The organism is Crossiella sp. SN42 (genome assembly GCF_023897065.1).
Taxonomy (GTDB): Bacteria; Actinomycetota; Actinomycetes; order Mycobacteriales; family Pseudonocardiaceae; genus Crossiella.
Map to the genome: position 1 here is coordinate 262,685 of NZ_JAMHIV010000005.1, position 23,227 is coordinate 285,911.

Genomic DNA, 23,227 nt, shown 5'->3' on the forward strand with positions numbered 1-23,227 from the left:
GGTGGAATCCGGTGCCTGGAGTCTCACGCAGTGACTGAGCGGAAATCCCTAGTCTCCGAAGCCGGGAAATCCTGGTGCGCAGGCGGGATCGGGTCAGGCCTCGGCGGCCACCGGGGTGGCGGCGTACTCCGCGGCCGAGCGGGTCACCGAGTCCACCACCACCCGCACGTCCTCATCGCTCATGCCCTGGTGCAGCGGCAACAGAATCGAGGTCTCGGCCGCTTCCTCGGTGCCGGGCAGGACCAGGTCGGCGGCCCCGTAGATCGGCACCCGGTGCAGCGGCGGGTAGCGGAAGGTGGTGTAGACCCCGGCCGCCAGCAGGTCGGCCGCGATCTTGTCGCGCAGCGCGGAGTCGCACTGGATCCAGTAGAAGTAGCCGGAGGTGGTGTGCCCCTCGGGCAGCGGCGGCGGGGTGCGCACGCCGGGCACCTCGGCCAGCAGCCGGTCGTAGGCCGCGCTGATCTCCACCCGTCGCTGGACAAATCCGGGCAGCTTGCGCAGCTGCACGCTGCCGATCGCGCCGGTGATGTCGTTGCCGATGATCCGGCGGCCGAACTCCTCGACCTCCAGGTCCCACCAGCGCTGCGCCCGCGCCTTCGACTTGACGAACCCGCTGGCCGACTTGCCCAGCCCGAAGTAGGCCAGCCGCCGGGCCCTGGCCGCCAGCTCGGGATCCTTGGCGTAGAACATGCCGCCGTCCCCGGTGACCAGGATCTTCATCGCGTCGAAGCTCCACACCGCGATGTCGCCGAAGGTGCCACAGGCTCGACCGTCCACAGTGGACGCCACCGCGCAGGCGGCGTCCTCGATCAGCACGATCCCCCGGTCCCGGCACAGCTTCGCCACGGCTTCGATGTCGCCGGGGTAGCCGCCGAAGTGCAGGGTCAGCACGGCCTTGGTGGCCGGGGTGAGCGCCGCCGCGATGTGCTCGGCGTTGGGGTTCATGGTGTGCGGGTCCACATCGCAGAACACCGGCCGCGCACCGGAGGCGGCCACCGCGTTGCCCGCGGCGACGAAGTGGGCCGAGGGCAGCACCACGTCGTCACCGGGGCCCAGCCCGAGCAGTTCGATGGCCAGGAACAGGCCCGCCGTGGCGCAGTTGATGAAGAACACCTGCTCGGCAGGCACGTCCAGGTGGGCGGCGAACTCGGCCTCGAAGGCCTGCGCCCGCTGCCCGTACCCCAGCCAGTTGCTCTCGAACACCTCGGCGACCGCCGCCGCCTCGTCCGCCCCCAGCGTCGGCTGGAACACGTTGATCTTGGCCATCAGGTTCTCTCCCCTAGCGCGGCGCGGTGGCAATAAAGAGGCCCCGGCCGGTGGGCGGACCGGGGTGGTACTCCACCGTAAGGCCCGCGGACTCGAACGCCTCGGTGTACTCGCTGATGTGGAACAGCGACAGCACGTCCAGCTCGGTGAAGCTCTCCACCCCGTCGGCGTCGGCGACCGTGTAGTGGATGGTCATCCGGCTGGTCTTGCCGTCCCGCACGGTGTGCGAGACGCGGGTGATGGCCTGTTCCTCGGTCTGGTAGGCCGAGGCGGTGAAGTAGCCGGGCAGGAAGGTCTCCGGCGTCCACCACGGTTCCACGATCACCACGCCGCCGGGCTCCAGGTGCGCGGCCATCCGGCTGAGCACCTTCTTCAGCTCGGCCACCGAGGTCGGATAGGCGATGCTGTAACACATGCAGACGATCGCGTCGTAGCGGCGGCCGAGGTCGAACTCGCGCATGTCGGCCACGTGGATGGTCGCACTGGGCACCTTGGCCTCGGCCACCTCGGCCATGCCGGCGGAGAGCTCGACGCCGTCGGCGGTGTCGAAGTGCTTGGCCAGGGTGGCCAGGTGGTTGCCGGTGCCGCAGGCCACGTCCAGCAGGCTGGTGGCATCCGGCTTCAGCTCGCGGATCTGGCCGGCCAGCAGCTCGGCCTCGGCGTGCCAGTCCTTGCCGTTGCGGTTGCCGTAGATCGCGTCGTAGATCGCCGCTTGGCGGCGGCCGTACTCGGTGCCCATGGGTCGTCTCTTTCGTCTCGGGTGGTCCGGGGTCAGCCGGTGCGCCGCTGGTGCTGCCGGACCCGTTCTTCCAGCAGCGGCACCAGCTCCACCGGGTACGGCAGGCTTCGCAGCTCCTGGTGGAAACGGGCCGCGCCGGCCCGGAACCCGGGTTCGGTCAGCAGCCGGGCCACCGCCTGCTTGGCCTTCTCCGGGGTGAACTCCTCGGCGCCGAGCACCAGCCCGTTGCCGGTGGCGGCCACCCCGCGCGCCACGTTGTGCTCGCCCCAGTTGGGCACCGGGCAGAGCAGCTGCGGGACCTCGTGCACGCCCGCGGTCATCACCGAGCCCTCGCCGGCGTGGTTGATGATCACCGAGCAGGTCGGCAGGATCTGGCTCAGTGGCACGTAGTCCACGATCCGCAGGTTCTCCGGCGGGTTCTCGATCGGCTTGGTCTTGTCCAGGGTGACCACCAGCTCGATGTCCAGCTCGCACAGCGCGCGCACGGTGTCCTCGAAGCTGGATCCGCTGACCTGGAACAGCATCCGGCCGCGGCCGGAGGTGCCGAAGGTCATCACCACCCGGGGCCGCTCGGGCGCGGTGGTGGCCCAGTCCTGGGTGACCGCGCCACCGTTGTAGGGCGCCCAGCGCATCGGCAGGTAGTCGATCTCGGTGGGGATGCGCCAGTCCGCGGGCCGCTGGTCGATGCTGAACTCGCCGAGGATCTGGGTCTCGCTGAACTCCAGCCCGTACGGCTCCAGCATGGGCGCCATCATCCAGTCCAGCGAGCCCTCGATGATCATGTCGCCGGTGTTCTCCCGGCGGGAGAACCGCTCCCAGATCCAGCCCACGTTGTCCTGGCCCCACAACAGCCTGCCGTGCGGGGTGCCGGTGGCCTCGGCGGCCACCGCGGCCTGGATGCACAGCGGGTCCCACAGCACCAGGTCCGGTTTCCAGTCCCGGCACAGCCGCACCAGCTCGTCCAGATCGGGCGTGTGCAAGGACAACGCGCCGACCAGGGTCAGCCAGGCCTGGTGCCAGGGCTCATCCGGCTCGAAGCCGCGGATGGCCAGGTCGTTGTCCAGCTCCTCCAGGTCGTGCAGGTTCGCGTTGAACTCCAGCATGGCCTGCATGCGCTCGTTCTCGCAGGAGCCGAAGGCGACCGCGTTCAGGCCGCTCTGCCCGACCTCGTGCGCCATCGACGGGTGCACCGCGACCCGCACCTGGTGGCACTGCGCCTGCAGCGACCAGGCCAGCGGCACCATCGGGTAGACATGGGCCGCAGCCGGGAAGCTGACGAAGAGAACCCGCACAGCCGAACTCCGTCCTCAGTAGACTTACCAGGCCCACGCTTCGGGGCCGGGGCCGCCGTTGCCGACGGGTGGGAAGATCAGGTCCAGTTCGTCCAGCAAAGCCTGGGGCAGCTTCAGTTCCAGCGCGTTGAGCGCGCCGGTCAGCTGGGCCTGCGTGCGCGGCCCGATCACCGGCGCGGTCACCCCCGGCCGGTTCAGCACCCAGGCCAGGCCCACTTCGGCCGGGTCCAGGTCGTGGCTCTGGCACAGCTTCTCGTAGGCGGCCACCGCGTCGGCGTGCTTGGCCATGGCCACCTGGGCCCGGCCCTGCGCGGTCTTCACCGCGGTGCCCTCGGCCAGCTTCTTCGTCGCGCCGGAGAGCAGTCCGCCGTGCAGCGGCGACCAGGGCAGCACGGCCAGGCCGTACTTCTGCGCGGCCGGGATCAGCTCCAGTTCCACCGTCCTGGTGACCAGGTTGTAGACGCAGCTTTCCGCGACCAGGCCGAGGAAGTTGCGTTCCCTGGCGCTGGCCTGGGCCTCCACCAGGTGCCAGCCGGCGAAGTTGGAGGATGCGACGTAGCGGATTTTGCCTTGCCACACCAGGGTTTCCATCGCCTGCCACACCTCCTCCCAGGGCGCGGACCGGTCGATGTGGTGCATGTAGTACACGTCGATCCAGTCCGTGCCCAGCCGCCGCAGCGACTGCTCGCAGGAGGCGATGATGTTGCGCGCGGACAGGCCGGAGTCATTGGGCAGGTCGGTCATCGGGTTGCCGACCTTGGTGCCCAGCACCACCTTCTCCCGGCGGTTGCCGCCCAGGGCGAACCACTCGCCGAGCAGCTCCTCGGTGTAGCCCTTGTGCTTCTGCCAGCCGTACTGGTTCGCGGTGTCCAGGAAGTTGATCCCGCGCTCCAGCGCCAGGTCCAGCAGCGCGAAGGCTTCCTCGGTGGTGGTGCGCACCCCCAGGTTCAACGTGCCGAAGCAGAGCGGGCTGATCCGCAACGCGGTGCGGCCCAACGTGGTGTACTCCATGACTCCTCCTCCGGCCCGCGCTCAGGTGGCAGACCGGGTCGGCTGCTCGGCCAACTCGCCCTTGAGCAGCTGGAGCAGCAGCTCCGCGGCCCGTTCCCGGCCACCGGCGGCCTGCTGCACCTTGGCGATCCGCTCGGCGTTGTCCCGGAAGGACGGTTCGGTCAGCACCCTGGTCAGCTTGGCGGTGATGTCCGCGGGCTCGATCAGGTGCGGGCGGCGCACGGTCAGGCTGACGCCGAAGTGCTCGCCGCGGGTGGCGATGTCGTGGCAGTCGGCGAACATCGGCCGGGTCACCATCGGCTTGCCGAAGTACAGGCTCTCGTGGAAACCGTTGCTGCCGGCGTGGGTGAAGAAGACCTTGACGCTGGGGTGGGCCAGCACGTCGTACTGGGAGGGCAGCCAGGACTCGATGCGCAGGTTCGACGGCAGGTCCGCGGGCAGCAGCTGGTGACGTTCCCTGGGCAGGTTCCACAGCACGTGGTGCCGGCCGTCCAGGTTCCTGGCCACCTGCACGATGCCGGCCACGTCGGCGCGGCTGAGCCTGGCCAGCGTGCCGAGTCCGATGTAGACAACCGAGTCGCGCACATCCAGCCAGTCCCCCACCTCGGTGCGGCCGGACACCTCCGGCAGCGGGGGCAACATCGCGCCGGTCAGCTCCAGCCGTTCCGGCTTGGGGAACGGGAAGTCCACCTCCGCCACCGAGAACGCCATCACCATCTTGGAGTCGGTGACCTGCCCGTCGGTGCGCATCGCCTCCCGGGTGATGCCGCACTCGATCTGCAACTTGACATATTCCTGGAGGTGCGGCCGCATCTTCGGCCCCATATACATCGCCAAGGTGCGCAGCCCGAAGAGCGTGTTTTGCAGCTTCTGGAGCGGGTTCATCGGGTAGGGCAGCCCGGTGTTCGGGCGCGGGAAACCCTTGGGCAGGTGCGACTTCGCCAGCAGCGGCACCCAGGAGGCGTAGGAGTGGCTGGGCAGGAAGGGCAGCGTGGCCACGAACGGGATGCCGCGCGCGATGGCCAGCGAGGTGGCGAAGCTGCTGGCGCTCTCGATCACCATCAGCGCGGGCTTGAGCTCGTCCACCGCCGCGGTCAGCTTGCGGTACTCCTCGGCCATCAGCTTGGGCTGCATGACCATCCGCAGCGACTCCCGGTGCGAGACGAACCGCTTCCGGCTGGAGAACCGGGAATACGCCTCATCGTCCATTGTGGACAGAGACAGCTCCGGCGCGCCCCTGCCGAGCGAGGCGAAGGACAGCCCCCGCCCCTCGATCTGGCCGCGCCGCGACTCGTCGGTGGCGTACCAGACCTCGGGCACCCCCCGATCGGCCAGCTCACCGGCCAGCACCAGCATCGGGTTCAGCAACCCGCTCTCCGGCCTGCTGACGAACAACACGGGCCGCCGGTCATCCGCACTCATCCGCAGCACCTTCCCAGAGACGACACCAGTACGTTCTCCCACACCCGCCACCGGGAATACCCCAGTACCACAGCGTCAGCGCAGGCCGCGGAGGCAGGCGATGAGGCTGCGCGCCTCGACGTTGACGTAGCGGCTGTGCTGGAGCAGCCCGTTGAGCTGGTGCAGGGTCAGCCAGCGGTAGTCGGGCAGCTCGTCACCGCCGAAGTCGGGGGCCACCTCGATCACCATGTATCGGTTGCGCGCGTGGTAGAACCGCCCGCCCTCCTCCGAGAGCACGGTGTCGAACAGGATTCGGCCGGGCTCGGCGCTGAGCACGTGGTCCAGGAACGGGGGCCGGTGCTCTTCCATGCCCAGCTTGGTGTAGGTCTCCGGGCTGCACTGCACGGTGGAGGCCAGCTCGACCACGTCCAGGTAGCCCGGTTCGACGCGGGCGTTGACCAGCGCGTGCAGCACGCCGTCCACGTTCTTCACCAGCATGGCCACCACGCCCAGGCCGTGCGGCTGGATCAGCGGCTGGGTCCAGCCGGAGACCTCGCGGCTGTTCGTCTTGACCCGCACCGCCATCACGCTGAAGAAGCCACCGCTCTCGTGGTGGATCTCCCGCTCGGTGTGCCGCCAGTTCCGCACCGAGCGCAACGGGATCAGCTCGGTGCTGATCTGGTGCTCGGACTGCCGGGAGGTGATCCAGCTCAGCACCTCCGCGCTGGAGGAGATGCTGCCTGCGTAGGCGTCGCAGGAGCGCGCGATCGCCTCGGCCAGCCCGTCGCCGACGGTGTCGTGCGCGCCCTCGAAGCCCGCGGGCATGCAGGAGAGCACGGTCCGGGCGTCCATGTTCACCGCGTCGTCGTGCGCCAGCAACGCGTTGAGCTGCCCGAGGGTGACCCACTGGAAGTCCGCCAGCAGCTCGACCTCGGTGTCCACCTCCACGATCATGTTGCGGTTGCGCTTGCGGTAGAACCAGGTGCCCTGCTCGGACTGGAGCACATCGGCCAGCACCCGGTGCCGGGCGAAGTCGCGGAAGTAGTCCAGGTACGGCACCGCGGCCCCGCCGTGCGCCTGGGTGTAGTTGCTGCGGGTGGCCTGCACGGTCGGGGACAGCTGCATGCCGTTGACGTTGCCCGGTTCCTGCTTGGCCTGCATCAGGCAGTGCAGCACCCCGTCGAACTCCTTGACCAGGATGCCCAGGATGCCGATCTCCGGCTGGTTGATGATCGGCTGGGTCCAGCTGCCGACCGGCCCCGAACTGGTCTGCACGCTCAGGCCCTGCACGCTGAAGAAGCGGCCGGTGTCGTGCTGGATGTTGCCGGTGAGCCGGTCGAAGCCCCAGCGGTCCAGCTCGTCGAACGGGATCACCTCGACCTCGTGCGTCTGCACCTGGGCACGCTCGTCCATCCAGGCCAGCACATCGCCCGGCGAGTGCCGGGTGCCCGCGACCTCACAGGCCGAGCGGGCCAGCCGATGGCGCAGGACCTGGTCCGGCTTGCGCAGGGGCGGGGTTCCGGTCCGACTGCTCATAACGGCTCCTCGCGCCATCGGCTGCATGCTCACTGCCGTTGGTACACGCGCTGGGGTAGGGACTTCCCCAGAGTTCAGCCCAGGTCCAGCCGCGGCCGGTACACCTCGAGCCAGGAGGCCGCGTCCAGCACCCGGTCCAGGCTCTCCCGCACCACCTCGGGCATGGCGGCCGGATCCACGCTCATCGTCTCCTCCACCCACTTGCGGTTCATGATCTCGAAGACCGGGTGGTCCTTGCCCGCCAACAGTTCTTTGGCCATCCGCTGGAGCTCGGCAGCGTAGCGCGGGTCCTGGGTGGCCGGGTACGGGCTCTTCACCCGCTGCGCCACACTGTCCGGCAGCAGCGGGCCGGTGGCCGCGCGCAGCAGGCTCTTCTCCCTGCGGTCAAAGGTCATCATGTCCCACGGCACGCTGTAGACCTGTTCCACCAGGCGGTGGTCGCAGAAGGGCACCCGCACCTCCAGCCCGACCGCCATGCTGATCCGGTCCTTGCGGTCCAGCAGCAGCGGCAGGAACCGGGTGATGTGCAGGTACTTCAGCACCTTGGTGGCGTGCTCGTCATCGTCGTCGCCGTCGAAGCGGTCGATCTCGGCGACCGCGGTGCGGTACTGGTCCTGGATGTAGGTCTCCAGGTCCAGGTTCGCCGAGAGCCGGTCGTTGAAGATCTCGTCGACCTCGGCCTCGGCCAGCATCTCCACCAGCGGCATCATCCACGGGAAGATGCCGGACTCGCGGATGGCCGGGATGTGGAACCACGGGTACCCGGCGAACACCTCGTCCGCGCCCTCGCCGGAGAGGGCCACCGTGGAGTGCTCCCGGATCGCCTTGAACAGTTGGTACAGCGAGACATCCACATCGGCGATGCCGATCGGGAACCCGCGCGCCCGCACCACCGCGGCCCTGGTTTCCGGGTCCAGCATGGCATCCGGGGACAGCACGATGTCCCGGTGCTCGGCGCCGACGTGCGCGGCCACCTCCCTGGCATACGGCGAGTCCGGGGTGCCGCGCATGGAGTCGGGCTGGAAGTTGTCGGTCAGGCCGGTGAAGTCCACGGTGAAGCTGCGCGCCCGCTCACCCTGCTCCGCCAGTTCCCGCGCGGCCACCGCGGTCAGCGAGCTGGAGTCCAGGCCGCCGGAGAGCAGCACGCAGCGCGGCACGTCGGAGACCAGCTGGCGGCGCACGATGTCGCCGAGCAGGTCCCGCACCTCGCCGATGGTGGTGTCCAGGTCGGCGGTGTGCTCGCGCGGGGTCAGCTTCCAGTAGACCCGCTCGCGCAACCCGCTCCGGTCCAGCAGCACCAGTCCGCCGGGCCGCACCTCACGCATCCCGGCCCACACGCCGTGTCCCGGTGTCTTGCAGGCGCCGAACATCTCGCGCATGCCTTCGAGGTTGATCACCGTCTCGGCCTCGGGGTGCGCCAGGATCGCCCTGGACTCCGAGCCGAAGAGCAGCCCGCCCTCGGTCGGGTAGTAGTACAGCGGCTTGATGCCCAGGCGGTCGCGCACCAGCACCAGCCGGTCGGACCGGGCGTCCCAGATGCCGAAGGCGTACATGCCGTTGAGCTTCTCGGCGAACTCCGGGCCCCACTCCAGGTAGGCGCGCAGCACCACCTCGGTGTCGCTGGCGGTGGTGAACCGGTGACCCCTGGCGCGCAGCTCGTCGCGCAGCTCGACGTAGTTGTAGACCTCGCCGCTGTAGGTCAGCGCCACCTCGCCGTCGGGGGTGTCCACGCTCATCGGCTGCTTGCCACCGGCCAGGTCGATGATCGCCAGGCGGCGGTGGCCGAAGGCGACGTGGCGGCGGACCCACGCGCCGCCGTCGTCGGGGCCACGACAGCACATCGTGTCCGTCATCGCCTCCAGGGCCTGCCGCTCCTGGGTCAGGTCACGATCGAATGCGATCCAGCCGGTGATTCCGCACATGCGAAAGCCTCCACCACGCTCGGGAACAGGAAAGACGACATCCAGCGCTCGCCGGATGCCGACGGCCGCAGCGATGCAGTGGTACCGGCGCAGATCTAGTGACTTCCCCAGTGTCGCGGGATGCACCAATCGCCGACGGGGCCGCGAGCGGCCGGTTCCGGCCAGCCCGCCACCCCCGTCGACGTCCCCTTCGCGGTCAGCCCGCCGGTCCGCCGGCGGGTCCCGCGACCACCCCGAGCGCGTCCGCGAGCTGGGCCCGGCGCTCGATGCCCAGCTTGCGATAAGAGCTGGTCAGATGCTTCTCCACGGCCCTGCGGCTGATCTCCAGCCGGGTCGCGATCTCGTGGTTGCCCAGCCCCCGCACGGCCAGCTCGGCCACCGTCGCCTCGGTCCTGGTCAGCCGCGAAGCCGGGGCAGGCGCGCTCGGGCTGAGCACCGGATCGGGCCGCTGGCGAGTTCTCGTCAGGATGCCTTCTTCTGCCCCTGAGGACTCCAGAAGCTGCTCGGCCAGCCGCATCCCGTGCGCCAGCACCCGCTCGCCCTCAGCCGGTGAGGTGGTGCGCATCCGCTTGCCCAGCCGCCGCAGCGTCCAGGACAGCTCGGTCCGGTTGCCGGTCTGCCGGAAGGTCTCCGCGGCCTGCCGCAGGTGCTCGATGCCGCGCGGGCCGGGGGTGAGCAGGCCCAGCACGTGGCTGGCCCGGCCGATCCCGTTGGGCGAGCCCCAGGCCACCGCCCGGCGCAGGTGCTCCTCGGCCAGCGCGACCGCCTCGCTGCGCTGCCCGAGCCGGTGGTGCAGCCCGGCGGCCAGGCACAGCCAGGGCAGCACCGCCTGGTTGCGCCAGCCCGCGCGCTCCAGCCGGTTGCCGCCGTCGAGCACCTGGGCCAGCGCGCCCTCGTGGTCACCGGCGCCCTCGGCCAGCGCGCCACGCATGGTGCGCCGCAACGTGTACATCCGCAGGTCGGTCTCCGAACCGGTGATCTCCAGCGCCCGCTTGGCCAGCTCCACGTCGCGGGTGACCATGGCGACCGCGCCCAGCGCCAGCGCCGAGGTCACGATCATCTCCTGGGTGTCCCCGCCGACCAGGTCCACCGCCTTGATCGCGGTCTCCTTGGCCCTGGCCACCTCGCCCCGGCCCAGCTGGGTGAAGGCGAGCTGCGCCTGCACCAGGGACTGGAAGGCCGGCGGCGCGGGCCTGCGGGTGTGCGCCAGCACCGCCTCCAGCCAGGAGGAGGCCGCGTCGCCCTGGTCCGCGGCCAGCAGCACCGCGGGCAGGATCTGCATGAACGAGCTGATCTGCACCGAGCTGGCCGGCACCTGCGCGACGATCTGGCGGGCCATCCTGGCCACCTCGGCGCAGTGCACCTCCCCGGTCAGCGTCACCGCCTCCAGCAGCACCACCCGCAGCTCGCGCTCGGCCGGACAGGCCCGGCTGCCGTCAAAACCCAGTTCCCGCAAGCGGTTTCCCGCCGTGGCCAGCAGTTTGCCGTCGGTCATCCCGGCCTGCCGCCAGCGCGCCTCCAGCCGCAGCGCCACGTTGCGCTCGTGCCCGCTGAGCGCGCATTCCGGACCGAGCTTGCCGCGCACCTCGCGCAGCAGCTCGGCCAGCTGCGGGTCGTAGCCGGAGACCCGCAGCGGCATCCAGGACAGCGCCACGGCCCGGCTGCGGTCATCCGGCAGCAGCCGCGCGGCCTGCACCAGGTGCTGTTTGGCCGCCGCGGGCCAGGCATCCAGCTCGGTGGCGGCCAGCTCCAGCAACAGTTCCGCGCGGCGGCCGTCATCCGGCGGTGAGTCCAGCAGCGCCCGCCGGAAGTAGCGGACCGCGGTCTCCGGCGCGCCGCGCCTGCGCGCGGAGACCGCGGCCGCCTTGAGCAGATCGAGTCCCCTGCGGTCGTGCATACCGTCCACCTGGACCAGCTGCCCGGCCACCTCTTCCGGGCCGGCCCCGCACTCCTCCAGGTGGTCGGCGGCCGCGCGGTGCAGCCGGGAGCTCTCCGCGGAGCCGATGACCTCCGAGACCACCTTGGTCAGCGCGGGGGTGGGCACCAGCTTGCCCACCACCTCCTCCACCGCGCCGCCCATCCGGCGCAGCACGCTCTCCGCGGTGCGGCACTCGGCGGGGGTCAGCTCGCTGAGCCTGGCCAGCAGCACATCGGTGGCCTGCTCGCCCAGGATCACCATCGCGGTGGCGAAGGCCGAGACCACCCGGTCCCGGCGCAGCAGGCCGCGCAGCTGCTCCCGGCGCAGCGACCCGGCCAGCTCGCGCATCCGCGGCACATCCGGCGACTGGCCCCACAACCGTTGTGCCGCAGCGCGATCCAGCAGAGCGAGCAAGGACTTCGGCACCCCGCCGGTGACCTCGTGGCAGACCGCGGCGAAGGCCGGGTCGCAGTCCGCGCCGAAGCGCTGCGCGGCCAGGGTGGCGGTGGTGGCCGGGCTGAAGGCCCGCGACTCCAGCCGGTACTCCGCCGAGTCCAGGACCTCCTGCACCAGCGGGGCCCGCTCGCACACCGCGTCCGGCGCGGTCACCGCCAGCAGCAGCCTGGCCCCGCGCAGCCGGGTGGCCAGGAAGGCCAGCGCGCGCAGCGAGGCCTCGTCCACCCAGTGCAGGTCGTCCACCACCGCCACCACGGTCTGGTCCCCGCTGAGCCGTTTCAGCGTGGCGTGCAGCCCGTGCACAAAACAGCTCAGCGAACCCGGCCCCAGCTCGCTGTCCTGGTCCAGCCCGCCGTTGAGGATGGCCGAGAGCATGCCGTGCGAGGTGTCCCCCGGATCACCGCCCCGCGACACCAACGGGTTCACCAGCTGCCGCACCACGCCGACCGGCAGGTCCCGTTCGGACTCCGCCGCGCTGGCCTTGAGCACCATCGCGCCCTCGGCCTGGGCCAGCTCGGCCAGCGCCCGCGCCAGCGCGGTGCGGCCGGTGCCCGCCGCTCCGCCGATGTGCAGCACGGCGCCGCGGCCGGAGTCGACCTCCTGCACCGCCTCGCGCAGCATCCGCAGCTCCGGCCCGCGTTCCCGCAGCATCACTCAGCACCTGCTCACGGCGGGGCCCAGGCGCGCGAGCAGCTCGTCCCGCCCGCGCACGGCCAGCTTCCGGTAGACCTTGGTCAGCCGCAGCTCCACCGTGCGCCGGGTGACGCCCAGCTCGGCGGCGATCTCGCCGTTGGCCTTGCCGCCCAGCACCAGCAGCACCACCTCGCGCTCCACCGGGGTCAACGCGGCCAGCGGATCAGCCGCGGGCGCCTGATCGTCCGGCTGCGCGGGCAGGTCGGGGATCTCCAGCCCGATCGCCCGGAAGGCGACCAGCGCCCCCTCCCCCGGCAGGGCCAGCGCGTCGGCCACACCCCACCGCTCCAGCACCGCGTCCTCCTCCGCGCGCAGCGCCAGCGCCTCCTCGGTGGCGCCCAGCAGTTGGTGGGCAAGGGAAGCGCCGAAGCGCCAGGGCAGCAGCACCGGGTTGCGCCAGCCCCGGCTGAGCAGCACCCGGCCGCACTCCTCGAAGAGCACCAGCGCCCGTTCCGGCTCGCCGCCGACCAGCAGCAGCTCGGCGCGGGCGAAGAGCAGGAAGCTCCAGCCCACCCCGTGGTCGGCCAGCGGCGCGGACTGCCGAGCGGCCAGCCGCCGGGCCGCGTCCAGCCTGCCGAGGCGGATGTTGGCCATGATCTCGGCCGCGGTCAGCCGGGAGCCCAGCGCCGGGTGCCAGGACTCCGGCGGCAGCTCCAGCTTGGCCGCCTCCACCCCGGCCAGCGCGTGCTCGGCCTCGCCGCTGCGCCGCAGGATAAGTCCGGCCTGGGCCAGCAGCGCCTGCGCGGCGGCCGCCCTGGCCCCGCGCCTGCGGGCCAGCCGCACCACCGACTCGTACCCGGCGTAGGCCTCGCCGAACTCATCGGCGCACATCAGCGCGCGGGCCGCGGCGAAGCGGCACATCAGCGGCGCGCCGCTGTCCTCGGCCAGCGCGGTCCTGGCCAGCTCCAGCACCCTGGGCCGGTCCTCGGCCCGGCTGGCCAGCTGCCAGGCCAGCACCGCGGCCTCGGCCCCGTCCCGCGGGACCGGCGGTGGCGCGGGCAGCACCGCGGCCGGGGTCTCCAGGTCGGGGCCCGCCTCGTCCTGGGCCAGCCAGCCCAGCGCGGCCAGCGGAGTGAGCTGGGCGCGCGGCCGGGTGGCGGCCGCCTCCCGGTGCACGTCGGAGACCAGCCTGCGGGTGGTCTCCGCGTCACCCCGGCTCAGCAGCAGGTCGGCCGCCTCGACCACCGGGCTCCAGGCGTCCAGGCCGGTGTGCCGGATGAGGACCTGCCGGAGCCTGCCGTCGCTGGCCTCCGGCAGGTCCACCACCTCAAGACCGGCCAACCGGATGAGCAGCCGGGCCCTGGTGACCTCGGTCATCGGCTCGCGCAGGGCGCGCCGCAGGGCCGCTACCGCCGCGGCCCGCTTGCCCTCCCTGAGCAGGCACTCCGACGCCTCGGCGAAGACCTCGCCCACCCACTGCTGCCCGGCCACCGGCACGCCACCGAGCAGCTCGGCCACTGTGAGCGCTCCCATTTCGACCGCGCGACCCAGTTCGGCCGCGCGCATGCTCAAGGCGGCGCGCTCCGCGGCGTCCCGTCCGGAGAAGGCGTCCACCGCCACCGAGGGGCAGGCCAGCCGGGGTGCGCCGCCGCCGACCACCAGTCCGGCGTCGACCAGGATCTCCAGCGCGTCCAGCACCCCGGCCGACCGCGGCTGGGCCAGCGCGGCGGTCATCTCGAAGCCGAAGTCCCGGCCGCCGACGGCCATCGCGCGCAGCAGGGCCACCGCGTCCAGCGGCAGCGTGCGCACCACCCTGGCGATCCGTTCCGACCAGTCCCGCCGCGCGACCTCGTAGACCTCGGTCAGCCGGGGCGGGGACAGCGGCTGGCCGGTGGCGGCGAAGTGCCCGGCCACCGCGGCCGCCACCGCGGGCCGGCCCATGGCCGCCCGCGCGGTCGCCCGCGCCACCGCCTCCTCCACCGGGTGGCCGGTGGCCTTGGTCAGCAGGTCGGCGACCTCCCGCACGGAGAACGGCGGCAGCCGCAGCTGGACCGGCGCGGCGGTGGCCACCACCCGCTCCAGCGGGCCGTGCGCCGAGCCCAGCAACAGGATCGGCGTCTCCGGCGCCCGGCCGGCCATCTCGGCGAACCAGTCCCGCGACCAGCGGTCCGCCCAGTGCAGGTCGTCCACGGCCACCAGCAGCGGCCTGCCCGCGGCCAGCGCGGTGAACTCGCGGCACAGCAGCGCGTTGAGGCCGGCCGCGCACGGGGCGCGCTCGCAGCTGACCGCGAGGTCGGCGATCCGCTCCGGCGGGAGCAGCTCGGAGAGCAGCCTGGTCACCACCGCGTACGGAATCCCCGACTCCGAGGGTGGGCACGGCGCTAACGTCACACCGAGTCCCAATGAACGCGCGCGGTTGACCGCGTGCCGCAACAGGAACGAGCGACCCGAACCTATCGGGCCGCTGACACCGGCAATGTTCGATTGACCTGCTTCCAGTTCGTCAACCAACTCATCCAGAACGCTGACCGCCGAAGTATCACTTGCTGACTCGTCCTCGACGACGAGGTGGACAAGGCTCATGGTGACCCCTATCCGGGTTCTGCAACCGACAGAAGGCAAGCCCCACCCAGCTCCGAGCACTATTCGTGATCGGCGACCGACACATCCGCATCCCTCGAACCCGCTGCCCTTAGTACGGTTTGGAGTTCGCACTCTCCATGACCGGCGACGACCAGCAAAGACCCATATCAAGTATATTGAAGCCACTCCTGGGGTTTTGCCGAAAATTTGAGCTGCGCTTGATCCAGGAACGCGCTGGTTTCGAAGAGCGCCGACCTGGACTTACCCGCTGATGACAGGTTCCCGCCAGCTCGGAGGCGGTACGGCTCATCTCCGACCAGGCGGAACAGAAACCTCGATTCCAGGATCCTTTGGCCACTCCCGGACCCACTCCTAGCAGTTTCCCGGTCCGGGCCAGCCGAGACTCGCCTGCGACGGCCACCTCTCCCCGGGATGCGCGGCCCCCTGGCGATAACCCGACGCCGGGGGTCGCGCCTCCCCCATCCGCCAGGGCTGACCAGGCCGTCGCAAGATCCACATCATCTAGCCGTTTCCAAGTGCCGCAACTGTTTCATTAGTCCGAAGAGCGGGTGAGTCACCCTGATGGTCCACTCGCGACACCGCACTTGTGACCGCATCAAGGAGACCGCGTGTGTAGGCGAGCGCTGATCACTGGAGTTACCGGACAGGACGGCTCCTACCTGGCCGAGTACCTGCTGGAGCAGGGATACCAGGTGTGGGGCCTGATCCGTGGGCAGTCCAACCCGCGCAAGTCGCGGGTGAGCAGGCTGGTCAAGGACCTGTCGTTCGTGGACGGGGACCTGCTCGACCAGGGCAGCCTGATCTCGGCGGTGGACCTGGTCCAGCCGGACGAGGTCTACAACCTGGGCGCGATCTCCTTCGTGCCGCTGTCCTGGCAGCAGGCCGAGCTGGTCACCGAGGTCAACGGCATGGGCGCGCTGCGCATGCTGGAGGCGATCCGGCTGGTCTGCGGCCTGGACAAGTCCCGGACCGGCGGCAACGACCAGATCCGGTTCTACCAGGCCTCCTCCTCGGAGATGTTCGGCAAGGTGGCCGAGACCCCGCAGAGCGAGACCACCATCTTCCACCCGCGCAGCCCCTACGGCGTGGCCAAGGCCTACGGGCACTTCATCACCAAGAACTACCGCGAGTCCTTCGGCATGTACGGGGTCTCCGGCATCCTGTTCAACCACGAGTCGCCCCGCCGCGGCGCCGAGTTCGTCACCCGCAAGATCTCCCTCGCGGTGGCCCAGATCAAGCTCGGCCTGCAGAAGGAGCTGCGCCTTGGCAACCTGGACGCGGTGCGCGACTGGGGTTTCGCCGGGGACTACGTGCGGGCCATGCATCTGATGCTGCAACAGGACGAGCCCACCGACTACGTCATCGGCACCGGCCGGATGCATTCGGTGAAGGACGCGGTCCGGATCGCCTTCGAGGCGGTGGACCTGGACTGGCGCGACTACGTGGTCATCGACCCCGAGCTGGTGCGCCCCGCTGAGGTGGAGACCCTGTGCGCGGATGCCAGCCGGGCCCAGGTGGAACTCGGCTGGAAGCCCAGCGTGGACTTCACCGAACTGATGAACATGATGGTGGAGTCCGATCTCCGCTCGGCCACCAGGAACAACCAGATCGAGGAACTGCTGCCAGCCGCGGGCTGGTAGTCCGCGGTACTCCCGGCGCGCCGGCGGAGCCACTCCGCCGGCGCGCCGTTGTGTTGTCAGCCGAACGAAGGACAACGGACGACAAAGGCTGTCCGACTTCGGACACATGACAGGGCCGGTACGACAGCGGGTCGTACCGGCCCTGATCAGCAGCTCACTTCATTCGGCGATCTTCGTGCTCCCGCACCAGGTGTAGACCGGCAGGTTCTCCTCGCCGATCCGACGGTTCTGGCCATGGTAGGCGAAGTGCTCGTACCCCGCCCCGAATGCCACCTTGATTTTCTCGTCGAGCCGGTCCACGTGCCAGACCTGCTCAATCCTGGACTGCTCGACCGGACCGCCGGACAAAAAGATTCGAGTGCTCATCTTTCGATGCCTCCTCTGGGTTATCTTTATTGTGCGACATTCATCACTAGGGAAATCTCCAAAGGATGCGGCCCTGGGGTTTCGTCACACCGCCGTGCCTGCGGCCAGCGCCCGCCTCAGCTGGGCGAGCACCGCCTCCTGGTGCTCGGCGAGGAAGAAGTGGCCGCCGGGATACACCTCGACCCGGAACTCGCCCTCGGTGTGTCCGCGCCATGCCTCCGCCTCGGCCATGGTGGTCTTCGGGTCCGCGTCTCCGGTCAGCACGGTGATCGGGGTGCGCAGCCGACGGTCGGCCGGGGCCTGGTAGGTCTCGATGGCGCGGTAGTCGTTGCGCAGCGCGGGCAGGCTCATCCGCAGGATCTCCTCATCGGCCAGCACCGCGCCGGAGGTCCCGTTGAGGGCGGCCATCTCGGCGATGATCGCGTCATCGCCGAGCAGGTGCACCCGTTCCGGCCGGGTGGTCGAGGGAGCCCGCCGCCCGGAGGCGACCAGCTCCACCGCACCGGCGCCCGCCCGCTCCAGCCGGAGCGCGAGCTCAAAACCGATCGCCGCGCCCATGCTGTGCCCGAACAACACCGTCGGTTTGGGCGTCAACCGGGCAAGCTCTTCGGCAATGTGGTCAGCCAGTTCCCCGATATCCGGGATACCTTGATCGCGCAGCCGGTCCTGCCGGCCCGGATACTGGATCGCGACCACGTCCACCGCGGGCGCGAGCTTCTGGGATACCGGGTAGTAGAAGCTGGCCGAACCCCCGGCGTGCGGTAAGCACACCAGTCTGGTAGTACTTGCCGCCGAGGGGTGGAACCGACGGATCCACTGGGTCGTCTCGGTATCGGCTATCGACACGGGCGTTGATCCCTTCGTCATGTCCACGCCACTGTCGCACTCATGCCAGTGCGGTCACTTGACGTAGCTGGGCAGCACCCGGGGTGGCCAGGAACCCACCCCGAACAGGCCCATAGAATACGCCTTGGAAACCAGCGCGGGACGGTTCTTCGCCTTCAACCGGCGCAACAGCGTGGTCACGTGGTATTCGACGCCGCCCCGGCTCAGGTGGAGCATGGAGGCGAGCTGCACGGTGGAAATTCCGGCCGCCACGCCTTCCAGAATGCGCGCGTCCATGTCCGTGAGCAGCTTCCGGCTCGATGACAGCATGTGACCGCTGCGGTCGCTGGCCTCCGGGCGCACGATGACCATGATGCGCTGCACCTTGCCACCCTCGCCAGCCACGGCCACCCCGGTCAGCTCACCGCTGAAGTCCGGCTCGCCGCTGCGCAGGCCCGCGATCTGGCTGGTGAACCGGGTCTTCTGCCCGTCGAGCAGCCGGCCGAGGCCCTGCGTGACGCTCTCCCGCACACTGGCGTGCAGCAGCTCCACGAACGTTCGCCCGCAGGTGTCGCCAGCGGACCTGCCAAAGAGACGAAGAAGCTTCGCGTTGGCTTCGATGACGCGGAGTGACGAGTCCAGCGTCGCCACACAAATTCCGGACTGGTCGAAGAGAGACCGCACTATTTCCTGCGCGTCGTCAACCTTCCGCATTACGCTAACCGACTCATGCAAAGCCGTCGCCGCCACGTCAGCACTCATCGGATGATCAGTCCTCCCGTTGAGAGATTGTGATCCAAACCCGCCCGGCACCTTCACCCGGTTGGGTGGCCCCTTACGGAATGGATCGTCTGTGGCCACCCAAGTCATGTCAACGAGAGTCCAACAGCCCGTCTTAACACTGTGGTCCGCAGGCGGAGCAGGTTCGGACCGTGCGGACCCCCGCAATGACCTGGAGCAATGCGGCCAGTTGGCGGTAGCCGGACCGGCGACCACCGGCCAATTCGACCGGTTTTGTGACCGAACGCAGCCGATAATCACCCGCAGTAGCCGGATGTGCGGCCTTGTCCGGTGATTGCGAATGGAAGTACTACATTTCCTGTCATCCATGCCCGCACAACACCTCAACTGGACCTCAAGAGCCGGTCACCCCTCGATTTGACTAATTCTTAAGGTAGGGCCATAAGCGCGGTGTCGTTAAGGTGCCTGGCGATTTCCGGACGCGGTCTAGGCTGGTCTGGTGATCACTTGCCCCATCACCGCGGACCTGGTGCGCGGCGCGCTGGAACTGGAGCGCACCGAGCACGGTCTCCGGCCGCACCGCCTGCCGGCTCGCGCCCGCGCGCAGTGCGCCGACGGCCAGCTGGCCATGGCCGAGGCCCAGCCCTCCGGCGTCCGCCTGGTCTTCCGCACCACCGCCACGGCCATCGAGCTGGACACCCTGCGCACCACGATGAACTACCAAGGCGCGCCACCGCGGCCCGACGGCGTCTACGACCTGCTCGTCGACGGCGAGCTGACCGCGCAGGCGAGCACCACCGGCGGCCTCACCGTGCTGATCGACCTGGCCACCGGCACCACCCAGGCGCAGCAGGGCCCGGTCGGCACGGTCCGCTTCGATGGGCTGCCCGAGCGCGCCAAGCAGGTGGAGATCTGGCTGCCGCACAACGAGCTGACCGAGCTGGTCGACCTGCGCACGAACGCTCCGATCGAGCCCGTGCCGCCGCAGGGCCGGACCTGGCTACACCACGGCAGCTCGATCAGCAACGGCTCCAACGCGGCCAGCCCCACCGGCACCTGGCCCGCGCGGGCCGCGGCGAGCGCGGGCGTGCAGCTGGTCAACCTGGGCTTCAGCGGCAGCGCCCTGCTGGACCCGTTCACCGCGCGCACCCTGCGTGACCTGCCGGCCGAGGTGATCAGCCTCAAGCTGGGCATCAACCTGGTCAACGCCGACCTGATGCGGCTGCGCGCCTTCGGCCCCGCGGTGCACGGCTTCCTGGACACCATCCGCGAGGGCCACCCGGACACCCCGCTGCTGGTGGTCTCCCCCATCCTGTGCCCGATCCACGAGCACACCCCCGGCCCCGGCATGCCCGACTTCAGCACCGGCCAGGTCCTCTTCTACGCCACCGGCGAACCCGCGCCCGGCAAGCTGACGCTCACCGTCATCCGCGAGGAGCTGGCCCGCATCGTCGCCCAGCGCCAGGCCGAGGACCCCAACCTGCACTACCTGGACGGCCGCGAGCTCTACGGCGAGGCCGACTTCGCCGAGCTGCCGCTGCCCGACCGGCTACACCCGGACGCCGCCGCCCACCGCCGCATCGGGGCCCGCTTCGCCGCCCTGGCCTTCGGCCCCGGCGGCCCGCTGAGCAACGGAGCGCCACGGTGACCGACCCGACTCCCCGCGAGCGCAACGCGATGATGATCGCCAAGATCCGCGAGGCCGAGCCGCAGCCCTACACCGAGGGCCGCCACGTGCTCCGCATCCTGCACATGCCCGGCCGCCGCACCGGCCAACCGCGCGAGGTGCCGCTGGCGGTGACCCAGCTGGACGGGCAGTACTACATCTGCTCGCCCAGCCGCCGCCGGGACTGGACCGCCAACCTGCTCGCCGCCGGTGCGTGCCGGATCGAGCAGGACCCCGGCCGGACCTACCGCGCGGAGCTGGTGGAAACGGACATCGGTGCCACAGTCCTGGCCACCTATCTGGGCAACGTCCGGCCGGGCGGGGCGAACATGTGGCCGTTCCCGAAGGACGCGCCCGCCTCGGTGATCCGCGAGCACCTGACCGAGATCGCGGTCATCCGCCTCACCCCTTAGCCGGCGCGCTTGCCTTCGACGAAGAGCATCCGCAGCTCGATCGAGCCTTCCCGGAACTTCACCGCTGCCTGGTACTCCGGCGAGTCGTGCCACTCCCGCAGCCGCGCCATGTCCGGGAACTCCAGCACCGTGACCACCCGGTCCGGCGAGGGCCAACTGCCTGCCGCCACCTCCGGCACCTGCCCCTGCACCAGGTAGCGGCCGCCGTAGCGGTGGATCGACGGTTCGGCCAGCTCGCGGTACTTCAGCGCGCCCTCTTCGTCCAGCTGCACTGCGTCCACCAGCACGTACGCGGGCATGTCTGCTCCCCAGCGGTCATTTACTACACGGCGTGTACCTTTGACACGCCGGATACTACGGCAACGCAGTAGAGTGTCAATGGTGCCGATGACCACGGACCAGCCGCCCACCCGGCGGGAGCGGCTGCGCGCGGAGACCATCCGGGAGATCACCACCATCGCGCTGGCGCAGATGGCCGAGGGCGGGCCGGGCGCGATCTCGCTGCGCGGCATCGCGCGCGAGATGGGCATGACCGCCAGGGCCATCTACAGCTACTTCCCGACCAGGGACGACCTGGTCACCGCGTTGATCGGCGGCTTGAGCGAGTCGCTGGCCAGTGCGCTGGAGTCCGCGCGGGACGCGGTGCCCGCCACCGAACCCGGCAACCGGCTGCTCGCCTGGGGTGAGGCCCTGCGCGCCTGGGCGGTGGCCAACCCGGCGGGCTTCCGGCTGGTCTACGGCGACCCGGTGCCCGGCTACCAGCCTCCGCCCGGCGGCCCGGCCGAGCAGGCCGCGCGCCGGATCTGCGCCGGCCTCAACCGACTGGTCGCCGAGGTGGGGCGGCCCAGGGCCGCGGACCAGGTGGACTGGTCGGCGTTCCCGGCCGGGTACGCGGCCAAGGTCAGGGCGGACGTGCCCGAGGTCTCGCCCGCGGTGGTCTCACTCGCGCTGCGGGTCTGGGGGCGGCTGCACGGGCTGGTCACGCTGGAGGTCTTCGGGCACCTGGGCTCGGTCTCCGCCGATCCGGCCGCGCTCTACCGGGCCGACTTGCTCGACCTGCTCGACTCGGTGGGCGCCGATGTTCCTCGATGAGCAGCGGGCCTGGGCGCTGCTGCGCGAGCTGGACACCGCCGAGCATCCGGCCGACTACCACAGCACCGCCAACCGCCGCCGGTTCGAGCAGCTGGTGACCCGGCTGGAGGCGAGCTTCGGCCCCTGCTCGGTCGAGCGGCAGGCGCAGTGGGTCCCGCACCACGGCACCATCGTCATCCCGGCCGAGGCGACCGCCTCCACCGAGCACCTCACCCTCACCGTCTCCAACTTCGGTTCGCTGGTGGCGGTGACCCTGGGCAACCCGGACAGCCACGACCAGGAAGAGCAGGACGTGCTCTTCGAGCAGGCCGACCGCGACAAGATCGCGGCCGCGCTGGCCGCCCTCGGCTACCACGCCATCTCCGAGCACCTGCTGTGGCAGACCTACGACGGAGCCATTCCCCACCACCGCCGCTACCAGCGGTTCAGCTGGTGGGACCGCTTCTTCGACTACCTGTGACCGCGCGGAAGGCCGGATCCCGGCCGAGCAGCAGCGTGCACCCGGCCGCGAGCAGCATGAACCCGGCGATGACCAGCATCCCGGCCCGGTAGTCGCCGGTCAGGTCGCGCAGCCAGCCGGTCAGGTACGGGGCGAGGAAGCCGGAGGTGTTGGCCAGCGAGGCGATCACCGCGATGCCGCCGCTGGCCGCCGCCCCGGTCAGGAACGCGCCGGGCAGCTGCCACCACACCGGCAGGGTGATGAACGCGCCCACCGTGGTGACCGTGATCGCCAGCATGACCAGCACCGGCGAGTCCAGGTACAGCGCGAGGCCCAGCGCCAGCGCGGCCGGGACCAGCGGGACGGCGATGTGCCGGATGCGCTCCCCCGACCGGTCGGAGTGGCGGGCGTAGAACCACATCGACAGCGCGGCGGCGGCCGAGGGCACCGCGGCCACCAGGCCGATCTGGACAGTGGAAAGATCGCCGCGCAGTCCGGCCACGATCTGGGGCAGGAAGAAGGTCAGCGCGTACAGCCCGCCGCTGATGCCGAAGCCGATCAGCGCGATGAGGTAGACCCGCCAGTCCCGCAGCGCCGCGCGCAGCGAGCTCCGGCCGTGCCCGGCCACCGCCGCCCGGTCCGCCGCCAGCGCCAGACGCAGCGCGGTCGCCTCGGTCTCGGGCAGCCAGCGGGCGGTCTCCGGGCGGTCCGGCAGCAGCACCAGCACCAGGGCGCTGAGCAACAGTGCGGGCAGGCCCTCGGCCAGCAGCATGAACCGCCACCCGGCCAGCTCGATCAGCAGCGTGGACAGCGGGGTGCCGATGGCCTGGGTGACCGGCACGGCCAGCATGAACAGCGCGGTGACCTGGCCGCGCTCGCGCCGGGGGAACCACTCGGTGAGGTAGAGGATCATGCCGGGCAGGAACCCGGCCTCGCACACCCCGAGCAGGAACCGCAGCAGGTAGAAGCCGGTCTCGTCCTGGATGAACGCGGTGCCGGTGGCGCACAGGCCCCAGCCCAGGGTGATCACCGCGATCCACCGGCGCGCGCCGACCCGGCGCAGCACCTGGTTGCTGGGCAGCTCGAACAGCGTGTAGCCGACGAACAGCAGCCCAGCGCCCAGGCCGAAGACCGTGCTGCTGAAGCCGAGCTCGGCGTTCATCCGCACCGCGGCCACGCCGACGTTGACCCGGTCCAGGTAGTTGACGAAGTACAGCACCGCCAGGAAGGGCAGCAGCCGCCGACGGGCCCGGCCGATCGCGCGGTG

At 70.5% G+C, this 23,227-nt stretch carries 19 protein-coding genes; 5 read left to right on the forward strand and 14 right to left on the reverse strand.

Translation table 11 applies throughout. The features are described from left to right. Positions 1–93: 93 nt before the first annotated feature. The 9 genes from M8C13_RS08440 to M8C13_RS08480 form a co-directional block, all read right to left on the reverse strand. Positions 94–1,266 carry a DegT/DnrJ/EryC1/StrS family aminotransferase gene (locus M8C13_RS08440; protein ID WP_252479924.1) on the reverse strand — a complete coding sequence of 391 codons (1,173 nt, stop codon included), beginning with the start codon at positions 1,264–1,266 and terminating at the stop codon, positions 94–96. A 13-nt stretch (positions 1,267–1,279) separates the two neighbouring features. Further along, positions 1,280–2,005, reverse strand: coding sequence for a class I SAM-dependent methyltransferase (locus M8C13_RS08445; RefSeq protein WP_252479925.1), 726 nt, complete (start codon positions 2,003–2,005; stop codon positions 1,280–1,282). Positions 2,006–2,037: 32 nt separating this feature from the next. Beyond that, positions 2,038–3,297, reverse strand: coding sequence for a nucleotide disphospho-sugar-binding domain-containing protein (locus tag M8C13_RS45340; protein ID WP_252479926.1), 1,260 nt, complete (start codon positions 3,295–3,297; stop codon positions 2,038–2,040). A gap of 24 nt (positions 3,298–3,321) precedes the next feature. Continuing rightward, on the reverse strand, positions 3,322–4,308 hold the full coding sequence (locus tag M8C13_RS08455; protein WP_252479927.1) for an aldo/keto reductase: 987 nt from the start codon (positions 4,306–4,308) through the stop codon (positions 3,322–3,324). 21 nt (positions 4,309–4,329) lie between these two features. Further along, entirely contained in the window at positions 4,330–5,730 is a 1,401-nt protein-coding gene (locus M8C13_RS08460) for a glycosyltransferase (protein WP_252479928.1), read from the reverse strand. 75 nt (positions 5,731–5,805) lie between these two features. Continuing rightward, positions 5,806–7,245 carry an NDP-hexose 2,3-dehydratase family protein gene (locus M8C13_RS08465; RefSeq protein ID WP_252479929.1) on the reverse strand — a complete coding sequence of 480 codons (1,440 nt, stop codon included), beginning with the start codon at positions 7,243–7,245 and terminating at the stop codon, positions 5,806–5,808. 74 nt (positions 7,246–7,319) lie between these two features. Then, positions 7,320–9,167, reverse strand: a complete 1,848-nt coding sequence (gene asnB, locus M8C13_RS08470) for an asparagine synthase (glutamine-hydrolyzing) (RefSeq protein ID WP_252479930.1) — start codon at positions 9,165–9,167, stop codon at positions 7,320–7,322. 196 nt (positions 9,168–9,363) lie between these two features. Continuing rightward, positions 9,364–12,192: an AAA family ATPase gene (locus M8C13_RS08475; protein WP_252479931.1), complete on the reverse strand. Its 2,829-nt coding sequence runs from the start codon at positions 12,190–12,192 to the stop codon at positions 9,364–9,366. Between the two features lie 3 nt (positions 12,193–12,195). Then, positions 12,196–14,757 (reverse strand): LuxR family transcriptional regulator, encoded by a 2,562-nt coding sequence (locus M8C13_RS08480; protein WP_252479932.1) that lies wholly within the window; start codon positions 14,755–14,757, stop codon positions 12,196–12,198. Positions 14,758–15,386: 629 nt separating this feature from the next. Between M8C13_RS08480 and M8C13_RS08485 the strand changes: the two genes are divergently transcribed. Beyond that, positions 15,387–16,418, forward strand: a complete 1,032-nt coding sequence (locus M8C13_RS08485) for a GDP-mannose 4,6-dehydratase (RefSeq protein WP_252479933.1) — start codon at positions 15,387–15,389, stop codon at positions 16,416–16,418. 159 nt (positions 16,419–16,577) lie between these two features. Here M8C13_RS08485 and M8C13_RS08490 read toward each other — a convergent pair whose 3' ends face one another. The 3 genes from M8C13_RS08490 to M8C13_RS08500 all read right to left on the reverse strand — a co-directional run bounded on the left by M8C13_RS08490 (position 16,578) and on the right by M8C13_RS08500 (position 18,323). Then, positions 16,578–16,784, reverse strand: coding sequence for a DUF5988 family protein (locus tag M8C13_RS08490; protein ID WP_252479934.1), 207 nt, complete (start codon positions 16,782–16,784; stop codon positions 16,578–16,580). An 84-nt stretch (positions 16,785–16,868) separates the two neighbouring features. Further along, positions 16,869–17,555 carry a thioesterase II family protein gene (locus tag M8C13_RS08495; protein WP_252479935.1) on the reverse strand — a complete coding sequence of 229 codons (687 nt, stop codon included), beginning with the start codon at positions 17,553–17,555 and terminating at the stop codon, positions 16,869–16,871. A 129-nt stretch (positions 17,556–17,684) separates the two neighbouring features. Beyond that, complete coding sequence (locus M8C13_RS08500) at positions 17,685–18,323, reverse strand: helix-turn-helix transcriptional regulator (protein ID WP_256508779.1); 639 nt, start codon at positions 18,321–18,323, stop codon at positions 17,685–17,687. Between the two features lie 526 nt (positions 18,324–18,849). Here M8C13_RS08500 and M8C13_RS08505 point away from each other — a divergent pair. Further along, positions 18,850–19,998 (forward strand): GDSL-type esterase/lipase family protein, encoded by a 1,149-nt coding sequence (locus M8C13_RS08505; RefSeq protein ID WP_252479937.1) that lies wholly within the window; start codon positions 18,850–18,852, stop codon positions 19,996–19,998. Beyond that, positions 19,995–20,429 carry a nitroreductase/quinone reductase family protein gene (locus M8C13_RS08510; protein WP_252479938.1) on the forward strand — a complete coding sequence of 145 codons (435 nt, stop codon included), beginning with the start codon at positions 19,995–19,997 and terminating at the stop codon, positions 20,427–20,429. The genes M8C13_RS08505 and M8C13_RS08510 overlap by 4 nt, the downstream gene beginning before the upstream one ends. On the opposite strand, the gene M8C13_RS08515 is transcribed toward M8C13_RS08510, so the two are convergent. Next, the gene (locus M8C13_RS08515; protein WP_252479939.1) at positions 20,426–20,728 is read right to left on the reverse strand and encodes a DUF1330 domain-containing protein; all 303 of its coding nucleotides are present in this window, start codon (positions 20,726–20,728) and stop codon (positions 20,426–20,428) included. The genes M8C13_RS08510 and M8C13_RS08515 overlap by 4 nt on opposite strands. Positions 20,729–20,816: 88 nt before the next feature. On the opposite strand from M8C13_RS08515, the gene M8C13_RS08520 reads away from it, so the two are divergent. Both M8C13_RS08520 and M8C13_RS08525 read left to right on the forward strand, forming a co-directional pair. Beyond that, the gene (locus tag M8C13_RS08520; RefSeq protein ID WP_252479959.1) at positions 20,817–21,521 is read left to right on the forward strand and encodes a TetR/AcrR family transcriptional regulator; all 705 of its coding nucleotides are present in this window, start codon (positions 20,817–20,819) and stop codon (positions 21,519–21,521) included. After that, entirely contained in the window at positions 21,508–21,981 is a 474-nt protein-coding gene (locus tag M8C13_RS08525; protein ID WP_252479940.1) for a hypothetical protein, read from the forward strand. Before M8C13_RS08520 ends, M8C13_RS08525 begins: the two co-directional genes overlap by 14 nt. Here M8C13_RS08525 and M8C13_RS08530 read toward each other — a convergent pair. Next, positions 21,947–23,179, reverse strand: a complete 1,233-nt coding sequence (locus M8C13_RS08530; RefSeq protein ID WP_252479941.1) for an MFS transporter — start codon at positions 23,177–23,179, stop codon at positions 21,947–21,949. The genes M8C13_RS08525 and M8C13_RS08530 overlap by 35 nt on opposite strands. Positions 23,180–23,227: the final 48 nt, after the last annotated feature.